This is a genomic window from Sphingobacterium sp. T2 (assembly GCF_000814685.1).
GTDB classification, from domain to species: domain Bacteria; phylum Bacteroidota; class Bacteroidia; order Sphingobacteriales; family Sphingobacteriaceae; genus Sphingobacterium; species Sphingobacterium thermophilum.
In genome coordinates this window covers 1-12,769 of record NZ_JXAC01000149.1, presented here as the reverse complement: position 1 = coordinate 12,769, position 12,769 = coordinate 1, and the positions used below count along the sequence as shown (strand labels likewise).

The following is a 12,769-nucleotide window of genomic DNA, read 5'->3' as shown; positions in this document are numbered from 1 at the left end:
CAATGTGATTGAAAGCTCTCAATCAATTCAAGACTGGTAGCGACGACAAAAAACTGGGCGTAACCGCCTGCATTCGGATTTGTCGCGGTCGTAGTGATATGGCCACTACAKTTTGTCTCGATTTGATAGTTATCTGACGTAAGGTCTGTCCAACGGTGAACAGATCCATAGTTGTTACCGTAATCGGAAGTAGCATTCAACTGGTCAGCTTGAWTAAATCCGGAGACAACTGGCAAGGTTACTATTCGGCGTTGATCAATGTCAATACAGCCATTGAAGGCTTTGCTACTATCTCTCCAGCTAACGCAAACGAAGAAAAAGAGTTGAAAGAGTATGTAGGTATGGCACATTTAGTACGCGCTTATTATTATTTCTTATTGAACGCGCGTTACGCGAATGCCTACAATGAAAGCACGGCTTCTTCGGACTTGTCTGTACCGCTAGTATTAACTCCGGATATTAATGCATTACCTGCGAGAAATACGGTTAAAGAAGTGTATGAGCAAATCTTGTCTGATTTGGATGTGGCAAGGACTAACTTAGCTACAAAAGCAGGAGCCGCAAACGCTTCTACCCTAAATATCGATGTGGTGACTGCCCTTGAGGCCAGAGTCAAATTGTATATGAAAGACTGGGCTGGAGCAAAAACAGACAGCAGAAACGCTAATAAATAGCAATAAATACGTTCTTTACAATACAGCAGCCGATGTAAAGAAAATGTGGCATGAAGATGCTCCAAATGAAGTGATATTTGCTCCATTCGTTTCAATCAACGAATTGCCAAATACACAAGGAGGTACTTATTTGGGATGGAACAATGGTAGCCGTCACTATGTGCCTTATTACTTGCCTTCGCAATGGGTGATTGATATGTTTGATGACAATGACTTCCGTAAGGATGCTTATTTCTTGACATCGAATCGTGTATTGTTGTCTGGAAGTTATCATACACTTACCATGGTAAACAAATATCCTGGTAACCCTAGTTTAAGAGCTGCCAATGCTGCTACAAACTATGCGCATTCACCAAAAATTTTCCGTATTGCGGAAACGATTTTGATCGCAGCTGAAGCATCTTATCATGCCAATAATCCAGATGCGGCACGAAATCATCTGAATAAGTTGCGTGAAGCCAGAGGTCTTCCCGCTTTGGCTAATACGGTGACAGGAAACAGCTTGTTGAATGAGATCAAGAATGAGCGTTTCAGAGAATTGGCATTCGAAGGATACCGCTTCGATGACTTGAAACGTTGGGGAGAAGGCTTTACCCGTAGAGATCCTCAAAATGTAAATGTTATCCAACGTGGTAATGACTTCGATACGAAGACAGTTTCTGCGAACCATAGTAAATTTACTTGGGGTATTCCAGACAGAGATGTAACTGCAAACCCTAATATTGTTCAAAACAAGGGTTGGTAATCCTACAAAATAAAAGGCTTTCCTTTAGGAAAGCCTTTTTGTTATTTAAATAAATAGTGTATCTATCCGTTAGCCAGAATGCTGAGCTCTTGAGCGAGGCGACCAGCAATTTCTTTATAAGCTTGGCTTACCGTATCATCCTGATCTAATACAATAGGAAAGCCATTGTCTCCTGCATCGGCAATAGATTTTACCAAAGGAATTTCTCCTAGGAAAGGGATCTTATTTTCCTCGGCCAAACGTTTACCGCCATCTTTACCGAAAATGTAGTATTTGTTGTTCGGCAGTTCTGCAGGGGTGAAATAGGCCATGTTTTCTATGATTCCAAGTATAGGAACTTTAACTCCTTCCATTCTATACATGCCTATGCCTTTGATTGCATCGGCTAATGCTACCTGTTGCGGTGTAGTGACGATTACAGCGCCCGCTACGGGATAATTCTGCGCCACGGTGATATGAATATCGCCCGTTCCTGGAGGCATATCCACTACAAGGTAGTCCAGCTCTCCCCAGTCTGCATCATTGAAAAGTTGCTTAATCGCTGAGGTAGCCATAGGACCTCTCCATGGTATAGGCTGATTGGGATCTGTAAAAAATCCTATGGAAAGAAGCTTCAATCCGAACTTTTCTATTGGTTCTATTTTAGTGCTGCCATCAGGAAGCTGCACGGCAGTAGGTCTGGCACCTTCAAGTCCAAACATAATAGGCAGCGAAGGACCATAAATGTCTGCGTCCAGCAGTCCCGTCTTCGCGCCCGATGAGGCTAAAGCTAGTGCTAGGTTTGAAGCAATAGTAGACTTGCCCACACCACCTTTGCCCGAAGAAACCAAAATGATGTTTTTGATGCCTTTCAGCTGGTTGTTGTCCACACTGGTCACTCTAGAGGTCATGTTGATTTCTACTTCTACCTCTTTGCTCACAAACAAAGCTATAGCGTTGCGGCAGGCATGCTCTATATGCCCTTTCAAAGGACATGCAGGCGTAGTCAAAATGACATCAAACTTTATTTTATTAGGAAGAATTTCAATGTTTTGAATCATATTAAGGGTAACCAAATCCTTTTTAAGGTCCGGTTCCTCAACATGACTAAGGGCATGTAATATCTGTTCTTTTGTGATCGTCATGTTGTTAGCTCTAAATTTTCACAAAACTACTAATAACGGAACATATTCATGTCATGACTTTGTTGTAAAAATGGTAAGATTTTTTAGTCTAAATTTATTTTGGATGGAGGCACCGTAAAAATCTAAAAAAGTCTATTTTTATTCAAAATTTCAAAAAAAAGCGAAATGAAAGATTTTCTTACTGCAAAACAAAAAAAATGGTTGTGGATCAGTTTGATTTCTCTACTAATAATTGTAGGAGCAGGATTTGTTTATGGCTATTCACAAAGACAGGTCTTTTTGGATAGAGCAGTAAAGAAAGTTAAAACAAAACTTAAAAATGATTACGCCTTAAATTTTGAAGTACAGGCCTATAGGTTTGTGGGGCTGTCGGAAGTAGAGTTTCAGCACCTTACCGTGATCCCCGATCAAAGAGATACCTTAGTGGACATGCAACGGTTTACCGCAAAGGTGAATCTTGTTCCTTGTTGTGGGGAGAAATAAAAATAGGTAAGATGGGAATTTACCATGGGGTTTTATCCATGGTGAAGAAAGATACCCTCAGCAATTATGACTTTATTTTCCGAAAGAAAAAAGAAGATACCGGTAAAAACGAAGAAGCATCGAAAAGATTTCGCCGATCTGGCAGAGCGTTTGGTGAAGAGCATCTTTTCGAAAATTCCAAGCGATCTGGAGATGGAAGATTTCGTGGTTAGCTATGAGGAAAATACTCATAAACAGAAAGTTACCATCCCTAAGGCCAAGATGTCAGGAGGAGATTTTAGCTCTTCTGTTTTCCTGAATGATCATAATGCCGAGTGGGTGTTGGGTGGCAATATAGATGCTAGTAATCAGACCCTATTACTTGAGATTTCTTCCAAAGATGTGGATAAGGAGGTCCCTTTCCTACGTAACAAATATGGGCTAGGCGTGAGTTTTGACAAACTCATCTTCGACCTTCGGCAAGTAAAAAAAATCAAAAAGAATCTTCTTCTTATCGGAGGAGCATTTTCCTATGAAAACCTAAAAATCAATCATAAACGCTTATCGGATTCTACGGTCACATTGCCACAGGCGGAACTGGAGGGAGGCATAGAGGTCGCCGAAAACTATATAGCCCTGAAGGATAAGTCTACCATACGTATTAAGGATTTTGAAGTTTCGCCACAGATTAAGCTTACGCTCAAACCTTCTAAGAAGGTGGAGCTAGCCCTCCATACGGGCATGTTTGAGGCACAGACCTTCTTTGACGCCATACCAAGCGGGTTGTTTGAAAGTCTTGAAGGTGTACAGGTGGAAGGAAGTATAGCCTACGACCTAGATTTTGCCGTAGATTTGGATAAACCGGATGATGTGCTGTTTGTTTCAAAGATTGATGATGAAGATTTGAAAGTTATACGTTGGGGGAAAGCCAATATCGATGAGCTTAACCATCCTTTTGTATATAATGCTTATGAAGACAGTGTCTTGGTGAGACAAATTATCGTAGGCCCTGAAAATCCTAAATTCAGACGTTTGGACCAGATACCTTATGTGTTGAAGACTACTGTCCGCAATACGGAAGACCCATATTTCTATAGTCACAATGGATTTGAGCAGGAAGCTTTCAAGCTTTCTATCGCCACAAACCTCAAGGAGAAGAAGTTCAAGCGCGGAGCTAGTACCATCTCCATGCAGCTGGTGAAGAATGTATTCCTGACCCGTAAGAAAACCTTGACAAGAAAATTGGAGGAGATTCTTTTGGTATGGCTTATGGAATCTTCGGGCAAGGTAAGCAAAGACCGTCTGTTTGAAATTTATCTTAACGTCATTGAATGGGGCCGAAATGTTTACGGCATCACTGAAGCCGCGGACTATTATTTCAAGAAAGCTCCGGAAGAGCTGACGTTGGGTGAAAGTCTTTTTCTTTCCAGCATCATTCCTCGCCCCAAAACGGGACTTTCGTCATTTGATCATACGGGGCATCTGAAGAGCTGGGTAATGCGCCATTTTAACACGTATGGGTCTATCATGCGTAAGCTGGGAGAGCTAAACAACGTGGATGTGCCGGAAAATTATGGTTTCTATGAGGTGGTGCTACAGCCGGCATTGCGTCCTAAAGCACCGGTAGTGCAGGACTCTACATTGGATATACTCGAAGAACATGAGATGATTATCCGTGAGTTGGAAGAGGAGGAAAGAGTACGACAGTCCTTATTGGAAAAGTTGTCCGGAGGTAATGAGCAATAAATATGAACAGAATAGAAATAGATAACATGGTGTTTGAGCCATTCATAGTATACGAGCAAATCCAAAAGCGTATCCGTCTGATGGCTACGGACATCAATATGCAGTATGAAAAGAAGAACCCTGTGTTTGTCGGTGTCCTGAACGGCTGTTTTATGTTCATGTCCGACTTGATGAAAGAAATCCATATCCCTTGTGAAATGAGTTTTGTGAAGTTGGCGTCCTATAGGGGGACAGCACAGGGCAATATTGCGCAGCTGCTGGGAGTAGGAGTAGACTTGCAAGGAAGGGATGTGATTGTCGTGGAAGATGTCATAGACTCCGGTAATTCTATTAAATATACTATAGAGGCCTTGCAGAAGGAGGGGGCCGAAGAGCATAAATGTGTGTGCCCTATTGCTTAAGCCGGAAGCTTTGCAATATGAATTTGACAATATTGGGTATGTGGGATTTGAGATCGAGAAAGAGTTTGTCATAGGCTACGGGCTTGATTATAATGGTAAATTCCGCAATCTGAAAGATATCTACAGGGAAGTGACTTTAGGGGCTAGAACCTAAAGTCACAATCTATAAGATGGTCATTTACCATTCCTACAGCCTGCATATAGGCATAGCATATTGTACTTCCGAAGAATTTTACTCCTCTTTTTTTTTAAGTCTTTGGCTATGGCTTTAGACTGTTCGGATTCTATTGGAAGGTCTTTTAAGGAGGTCAGATTGTTAACTATAGGAGCGTTGTTCGGCATAAAGCTGTACAAATAGTTGTAGAAGGAGCCGAACTCTTGCTGTATAGCTATAAATATCTGAGCATTCTTTATGGCAGATTCTATTTTACCTTGATGTCTGATGATGCTTTGGTCTTGCACCAGACGTTCTACATCTTCTGTCGTAAAGCGAGCTACCTGATGTACATCAAAATTGGCAAAAGCCTTTCGGTATCCTTCTCTCCTTCTGAGGATGGTTATCCAGCTGAGGCCTGCTTGTGCAGACTCTAATATCATAAATTCAAAAAGGGTTTTTTCATCTTTGACATGTTTACCCCATTCTTTATCGTGGTAAGCCGTATATAAAGGGTCGGTTCCGCACCAACCGCATCTATTTATTACGTTTGACATAATATATTTAATTTTTTGTAGTAAAATCCTACCTTTGAGCTTATATAATGGCAGGCACAACGTTTACTTTCTCGCAAATTATAAAAAAAGTGCAATATCTGCTGTTAGTTCTTCTAACAGTGTGTTGTACTACGGTTAATGCAGCTCAGCAAGATTCTACTTTGCTGAGAGTGGATACGTTGTCTTCTACCCAAGATACGGTTTTGCTAGTACAGGATACCGTATATTTCAACAGCGTCTTTATGGATGCTAAGGCGAAAATCTTGTTGAATACGGTCGTGGACAGTTTGGTGAAAGAACTGGAAGCTGCGCCTACGGATCTGGCAAGCATACTGAAAAAAATGGATAGTAAGAAGAAGGAGAGAGCAGGGGAGGCAGCAACGCCGAAATTTCATCGCCCGCTTTGGGTAATTACTGTGCTTTCCCTGCTCCTTCTCTTTTTAGGAGTTGTGAAGGTTTTCTTTCAGCATACCTTCACAAATATAGTGTACGCCTGTTTTAACGAGCGAACTTTTCAGCAAATAAGTAAGGAAGATAATATTTTGACTTCTTGGCCATATATTTTTCTTTATATTATTTTCAGCTTCTCGCTGGGGCTGTTTATTTTGTTTTATTGGGCTGTGAAGGAAGACCTACATTTTTTAACACTTGAAAATTACGCTAAACTTTCCTTATTAATAGGTTTTTTGTTTGTTGCCAAGCTCTTAATTACGAGGATTATTGCTGTTATTTTTGAATCGGCGAAATTGGCGAGAGTTTATATCACCGTATTGTATTTAGTATATTTTAACGGAACGTTGTTTCTTATTCCTTTGCTTATTTTTATGGTGTTTTTGTCATTCTCGTATGTGAATTATATCCTGATAATTTTTCTTTTAGGTATCTCCGTAATCTTCTTATATAGGATGATGAAGACATTGTTTATACTGTTCGGGAATCTGAGGTTTTCAATGTTTTATTTAATTCTTTATCTTTGTGCATTGGAAATTGCTCCAATATTGATATTAGTGAAGGCACTAAACAGTTAAATTGAAGAGTATGCAAATTGATGTCTCAAGGGCTAAGAAGGTAAAAAGTATCTTAGTCACATTACCAAGACCAGAGAATGATAAGTCGCCATATTTTGCTTTGGCAGAGAAATATAACTTAAAACTTGACTTTAGAGGTTTTATTCATGTAGAGGGAGTTCCTGCGAAAGAAATAAGAAAAGAACGCATTAATTTTGCAGAACATACGGCAGTGATTTTTACCAGTAAAAATGCTGTAGACCACTTCTTCAGAGTGTGTGAAGAGATGCGTTTCGAGGTATCTCCGGAAATGAAATATTTCTGTATTTCGGAGGCTATTGCGCTTTATTTGCAAAAATATATTCAATATAGAAAGCGTAAGATCTTCTTTGGCAAGCAGACGGCAAAAGACCTTGAGGATGTGTTGAAAAAACACAGCAAAGAGAAATTCCTATTCCCTTGTTCGGATGTTGCTAATGAGGAAACACAAAAGTGGTTACAGGAAAACGGTTATAACTTCACACCGGCGGTGCTTTTCCGTACTGTGATTAGTGATATCAAGGATTTGAAAGATGTTTTCTATGATATCATCGTTTTCTTTAGTCCTTCAAGTGTACAATCTTTGTTCGAGAATTTCCCTGATTTTGTACAAAATGATACACGTATAGCGGCATTTGGGACTTCAACGCAGCAAGCGCTATTGGATAGAGGGTTGATTTTGGATATTCCTGCCCCGACACCAACAGCACCAAGTATGACTATGGCTGTTGAGCAATATATTAAAGCTGTTAATAAATAAAATATTCAGACACGAATAAAAACGGGCTGTATTTTCTAAATACAGCCCGTTTTTATTATATTGGTCGCTTGGTTTAAAAGTCCCGTGGGTAGTCTATTTTTAGAAAACTTCAATTTTTTTTAATTCGATAAAGGTATATTTACCTTATTTTTATTAACGTTTTTAGATCTTAAGTCTATACTAACTGTATTGTTGACATATGAATATTAATCATTTGGGTATATATAAGTGTCTTGTTGGACTTGTAGTGCTAGTAACCGTTATAAGTTGTAAAACCTCTACCAATAATGGTGAACTGATTGGAGCTAGACTGGAAAGATTGAAAACAAATAAGGCACCATATGGTATGGTATTAGTACCAGGAGGTACTTTTATTATGGGGCAGTCCGATGAAGACATCACTCATTCACAGACCTCTCAAACCAGACAGGTTACCATAGCACCTTTTTATATTGACGATACAGAAATTTCTAATGCGGAATACAGACAGTTTGTTTATTGGGTTCGTGATTCTATCTTGATTACGGATTATTTGGGAGACCAATCTTATTTCATTCAATCTCAGAATTCAACTTCCAATACGCGATATATCGATTGGGATAAGGTTAGACGTCAGTCACCTTGGAAGACAAAAGATGCTAGCGTAAGACAACGCCTTGAAGCGATGTACTATCAGGGAGAGGATCGGGTTTTTGGCAAATACGAACTTGACCCTCGTCTGATTACGTACTATTATGAATGGTACGATTTGGAAACAGCCATCAAATTCAAAAACGACAAGACGAAAAAACGTTCGGACTTCATCCATCGCGAGAAAGTAGCCGTATATCCGGATACCACGGTATGGATGTCTGACTTTTATTTTGCAGCCAACGAACCCTTAGTGAAAGGATACTTTTCTCATCCTTCATTTGAAGAATATCCGGTGGTAGGCGTTACGTGGAAGCAAGCTCAAGCATTCAATGCCTGGAGAACGCAGTTATACAATAATTATGCTGCTAAAACTAGAAGACAACCGCGATTTGACTATCAGCTGCCTACTGAAGCAGAATGGGAATATGCTGCACGTGGAGGACGTGTGGGAACACAATATCCTTGGGGGGGACCTACGGCTCGTAATGCTAAAGGCTGCTTGATGGCCAACTTCAAGCCTGGAAGAGGCAACTATGCCGAAGATGGTTATGCTTATACCGCTCCTGTATATTCTTATTTTCCTAATGATTACGGCCTTTACAATATGGCAGGAAATGTGGCAGAGTGGACACAATCCGCTTACGACGAGTCGGCCTATAACTATGTGCACGATATGAATCCTACCTATAAGTATACAGCGAAAGATTCAGATCCTGAAACATTAAAAAGAAAGGTTATACGTGGTGGCTCGTGGAAAGATGTAGGATTCTTCCTGCAAAACGGAACAAGACAATACGAATATCAAGATACAGCGAAATCCTATATAGGTTTTCGTTCGGTGACACGATTGGGAGGAACGACATTCTAGAAGATATAATATTAACTAATCAAGAATATAACTTTAACGTATATGGCAAAGAAAAGAAAATTCGGCTTTGGTATTAATACCTTCATCAATTGGGGGGCTACAGTAGTTATCATCGGGTTGATGTTTAAGATTCTTCACTTCAAAGGCGGGGAATGGATGATTGGAGTAGGTTTGGCTGTTGAGGCCTTGTTGTTTTTCATTATGGGATTTATGTCGGCAGAGAAAGATGTGGATTGGACACGTGTATTCCCGGAGTTGGATGAAGATTATAAAGGAGAAATTCCTACAAGAAATGTTGCTGCGGCAGCGACACCACAGCCTGTGGGAAATACAGCTGCCTTAGATAAAATGTTGCAAGATGCGAAAATCGATGAAAATCTAATCGGAAACTTAGGCGACGGTCTAAGAACATTCAGTGAGAAAGTATCTTCAATCTCTAAAATAGCAGATACAGCAATCGCTACTAATCAGTTTGCCGAAAAGCTTAATGCCGCATCGACAGGAGCCGCTCAATTGAGCAGTGCCTTTGAAAGAGCGGCCGCAGACTTAAAGACATTCAATGATGCTACAGTAGACATGCAACAATTTAAGGAACAGGTAAATGCTTTCAACAAAAACTTGTCTACCTTGAATGCCATCTATGGTAATATGTTGTCAGCGATGAATGTAAATCGCCAATAATCTGATTTGCAGATTCTTCTTTGGATAATGATTAAAAACTAAGAAAAGATGGCGGGACATAAAGAGACTCCAAGACAGCGGATGATAGGAATCCTGTATTTGGTGCTATTGGGACTTATAGCACTGAATGTCAGTGATTCTATATTGGATGCTTTTAAAAATTTAGGAAATAGTTTAAATACATCGACACAAAATACGCAAGCCGGTATTGATAATATGTTTGCTGCTTTCCAGGAAACTAAGATGAAAGAGAATCCGGAAAGAGCAAGACCGCTTTTGGAAAAAGCTAACAAAGCAAAAGATGTGGTGGCCAAGCTAACCGCTCAGATAGAAGAGTATAGTAAGCTATTGCATAGCGAAGGAGGTGGTATTGATGAAGAAACAGGAGACGTTAAGCATAGAAGCAATACGGACATTTCGGCGCGCCTTATGATCAATGAAGGAAGAGCCAAACAGCTTCGTGATGCCATCAATGCCACGGCGGTGGAATTGAAAAAGCTTACAAACGATGAAGTTAGCTTCGCTCTTTCTGCTGAGGATCCGGCCCCGCGAGCAGGTGTTAAAAAATCATGGGAACAGGCCAACTTCGGTGATGGTATTCCTTTGACGGCTGCTATCACCGCTCTTGAGAAGATTAAGGCAGATGCTAAGAATGCAGAGTCGGCTGTGGTTAAGCATATTTTCGGGAAAATGGACCAAGCGGTGGTAAATCTGGATAAGTTTGCTGCGGTGGCTGTGGCGCCTACCTCTTATCTAATCGCTGGTCAGCCCTATACCGCAAAAATATTCTTGACGGCTTACGACTCCAAGTCTAATCCTAAGATTACTGTAAATGGATCTCCCGTTCCTGTCGTAGATGGACAGGGAGTTTATACTATCACACCGGGTGTGGGTACACACACGTGGAAGGGATCTATCACTGTACAGCAGACCGACGGTACGGTGAAGGTATATGAGACAGAGCCTATGACATTTCAGGTGGCTAAACCGTCAGCGGTAGTATCTCCTGATGCAATGAATGTAATGTATATAGGTGTAGATAACCCATTGTCTATTTCTGCACCAGGCATCCCTGCGGAATCATTAAAACTTTCTGGAGCAGGCGTTACTTTATCTTCAAGAGGTGGAGGCAAGTATATTGCCAGAGTATCTAGTCCGGGAGAGGTAACCCTTAATGTAAGTGCTACCATCGATGGTAAGGTGCAGAATTTGGGTGCTACGAAGTTTCGTGTGAAACGCATTCCTAAGCCTACCGCGAAAGTTGGTGGTAAAGATGGAGGACGTATTTCTGCGGCACAGCTGAGAGGACAGTCTGTCGTTTCTGCTTCCTTGGAAAATTTTGACTTTGACGCTAAATTCCAAGTGACAAAATTCAATATGTATATATCTAAACCACGGGTAGATCCTATCGGACCATACACGACTTCGGGCAATGCTTTCAGCGCACAGATGAAATCGGCATTGGCAGGTATTACGCCGGGATCAGTGGTCATGATTTACGATATCGTAGGGGTAGGGCCGGATGGTGTGGCTCAAAATTTGAACCCTATTACATTTCAAGTAACAAACTAATAGAATTGATATTCTATGAAAAAGAGCTTATTATATGTGCTGTTAGGAATAGGACTTTCGCTTTCGGCGAATGCCCAAGAAGAGAGTTTGCATAGCGATACCTTAAAAGTCACCGAACCTCCACGCGACGGTTATGTGATGAAATCTAATATCTCTAACAGAAAAGTTGTTCCTTTCGCACCAATACGCCAGACCGATGTAGCTTACAGCAAACGTATCTGGCGCGAAATCGACTTGCGTGACAAGATGAATCAGGTGTTTGCATCTCCTAAATCGCGGCTTATTGATATCATTGTGGAAGCATCATGAATGGAGAGCTGACGGCATACGATCCTACGCCAACCAAAAACGACCCTAATGGTGATAGCTTTAAGAATGTGCTAACTAAAGAGCAAGTCATGGCCCGTCTCGGCGGTGATAGCGTATTGGTAGAAGAATATAACGAAAACAACGAAGTGATTAGCTCCCGTTATGAGAAGAGGGAATTCAGTGGAGAGAATGTGGTGAAGTTTCGCATCAAGGAAGACTGGATTTTTGATAAGCAGCGAGGAGTGTTCGAGCCGCGTATCATAGGTATTGCTCCTTTGATCACGCCACAGATTCCGGGGCTGTCGGATATCAATACATCAGTAACCCCGAGCAATGTAGATCCTTTCGACCCTTTTGCGGTGTCTAACACTGCCGAAACTACGGAAACAGCAGAAGACAACATCCAGCCTGCAGCACCTGTAACTACTTCGATAGAAGTGGATCCCACACCTGCCTTCTGGATTTATTTCCCTGAAGCCCGTCATGTCTTCGTGAATAAGGAGGTCGTAACGCGTAACAATGATGCTACAGGATTAAGCTATGATGATGTTTTTGTGAAGAGAATATTCTCCAGCTATATTGTCAAACAGTCTAACCCTGAAGATCTGAGAATCAAAGACTATATCAAGGAAGATATAGAGCGTTTATATGAATCTGAACGTATAAAGAAAGCATTAATGGATTTCGAGCAGGATCTATGGTCTTACTGAAAAAGTGATTTAACTCACTGAAATAAAGAAAATATTTCTACAGATTTGTGTTGTATATTCTATCTATAATGTATAGATAGAAAATATAAATAGACACAAAATGTAGGAATATATTTTTTTTATGTTTGTAGTAAAGGTTTAAAACTTAAGGCTTGTGAAACTAAAACCAGTTGATAGCATCTCGGGAATAGCTCCTGAGGATTTTGTGAAAAATTATCTTAATAAGAGCCAGCCAGTGATTCTGAAAGATTTTATCAGGAAAGACAGCCCTTGTTGGACAAAATGGAGCTATGACTATTTCAAGGAAATAGCAGGAGATGTTGAGAT

13 protein-coding genes and 2 pseudogenes are annotated in these 12,769 nt (G+C 40.7%); 12 read left to right on the top strand and 3 right to left on the bottom strand.

All coding sequences use genetic code 11. The features are described 5' to 3' along the window. The coding region (locus SD31_RS17480) for a hypothetical protein (RefSeq protein ID WP_197053657.1) at window positions 1–200 on the bottom strand (200 nt) is incomplete at its 3' end. 9 nt (window positions 201–209) lie between these two features. Between SD31_RS17480 and SD31_RS15395 the strand changes: the two genes are divergently transcribed. Both SD31_RS15395 and SD31_RS15390 read left to right on the top strand, forming a co-directional pair. Beyond that, the gene (locus tag SD31_RS15395; protein ID WP_197053656.1) at window positions 210–674 is read left to right on the top strand and encodes a RagB/SusD family nutrient uptake outer membrane protein; all 465 of its coding nucleotides are present in this window, start codon (window positions 210–212) and stop codon (window positions 672–674) included. Between the two features lie 43 nt (window positions 675–717). Further along, entirely contained in the window at window positions 718–1,419 is a 702-nt protein-coding gene (locus tag SD31_RS15390; RefSeq protein WP_052258945.1) for a RagB/SusD family nutrient uptake outer membrane protein, read from the top strand. Between the two features lie 62 nt (window positions 1,420–1,481). Here the strand turns inward: SD31_RS15390 and SD31_RS10070 are convergent, their stop codons facing one another. Continuing rightward, window positions 1,482–2,543, bottom strand: a complete 1,062-nt coding sequence (locus SD31_RS10070; protein ID WP_039054029.1) for an Mrp/NBP35 family ATP-binding protein — start codon at window positions 2,541–2,543, stop codon at window positions 1,482–1,484. Between the two features lie 165 nt (window positions 2,544–2,708). On the opposite strand from SD31_RS10070, the gene SD31_RS19085 reads away from it, so the two are divergent. The 4 genes from SD31_RS19085 to SD31_RS20940 all read left to right on the top strand — a co-directional run bounded on the left by SD31_RS19085 (window position 2,709) and on the right by SD31_RS20940 (window position 5,306). Beyond that, window positions 2,709–3,026, top strand: coding sequence for a hypothetical protein (locus SD31_RS19085; protein WP_231561434.1), 318 nt, complete (start codon window positions 2,709–2,711; stop codon window positions 3,024–3,026). 66 nt (window positions 3,027–3,092) lie between these two features. After that, complete coding sequence (locus SD31_RS10065) at window positions 3,093–4,751, top strand: biosynthetic peptidoglycan transglycosylase (protein WP_231561432.1); 1,659 nt, start codon at window positions 3,093–3,095, stop codon at window positions 4,749–4,751. 2 nt (window positions 4,752–4,753) lie between these two features. Then, window positions 4,754–5,152, top strand: a complete 399-nt coding sequence (locus SD31_RS10060) for a phosphoribosyltransferase (protein WP_316929846.1) — start codon at window positions 4,754–4,756, stop codon at window positions 5,150–5,152. Continuing rightward, complete coding sequence (locus SD31_RS20940) at window positions 5,133–5,306, top strand: hypothetical protein (RefSeq protein ID WP_316929845.1); 174 nt, start codon at window positions 5,133–5,135, stop codon at window positions 5,304–5,306. The genes SD31_RS10060 and SD31_RS20940 overlap by 20 nt, the downstream gene beginning before the upstream one ends. Here the strand turns inward: SD31_RS20940 and SD31_RS10055 are convergent. Beyond that, window positions 5,296–5,863 (bottom strand): annotated as a pseudogene (locus SD31_RS10055) (DNA-3-methyladenine glycosylase I). The gene SD31_RS20940 and the pseudogene SD31_RS10055 sit on opposite strands and share 11 nt — an antisense overlap. 47 nt (window positions 5,864–5,910) lie before the next feature. Here SD31_RS10055 and SD31_RS10050 point away from each other — a divergent pair. The 6 genes and pseudogenes from SD31_RS10050 to SD31_RS10025 all read left to right on the top strand — a co-directional run bounded on the left by SD31_RS10050 (window position 5,911) and on the right by SD31_RS10025 (window position 12,442). After that, entirely contained in the window at window positions 5,911–6,891 is a 981-nt protein-coding gene (locus SD31_RS10050) for a DUF4271 domain-containing protein (protein ID WP_052258943.1), read from the top strand. A gap of 10 nt (window positions 6,892–6,901) precedes the next feature. Continuing rightward, window positions 6,902–7,669 carry a uroporphyrinogen-III synthase gene (locus SD31_RS10045; RefSeq protein ID WP_039054028.1) on the top strand — a complete coding sequence of 256 codons (768 nt, stop codon included), beginning with the start codon at window positions 6,902–6,904 and terminating at the stop codon, window positions 7,667–7,669. Window positions 7,670–7,988: 319 nt separating this feature from the next. Continuing rightward, window positions 7,989–9,170: an SUMF1/EgtB/PvdO family nonheme iron enzyme gene (locus SD31_RS10040; protein WP_231561431.1), complete on the top strand. Its 1,182-nt coding sequence runs from the start codon at window positions 7,989–7,991 to the stop codon at window positions 9,168–9,170. 42 nt (window positions 9,171–9,212) lie between these two features. Continuing rightward, complete coding sequence (gene gldL / locus SD31_RS10035) at window positions 9,213–9,851, top strand: gliding motility protein GldL (RefSeq protein WP_039054026.1); 639 nt, start codon at window positions 9,213–9,215, stop codon at window positions 9,849–9,851. A 48-nt stretch (window positions 9,852–9,899) separates the two neighbouring features. Further along, the gene (gene gldM / locus SD31_RS10030; RefSeq protein ID WP_039054025.1) at window positions 9,900–11,423 is read left to right on the top strand and encodes a gliding motility protein GldM; all 1,524 of its coding nucleotides are present in this window, start codon (window positions 9,900–9,902) and stop codon (window positions 11,421–11,423) included. 15 nt (window positions 11,424–11,438) lie between these two features. Next, window positions 11,439–12,442, top strand: a pseudogene (locus SD31_RS10025) (gliding motility protein GldN). Window positions 12,443–12,769 lie beyond the last annotated feature (327 nt).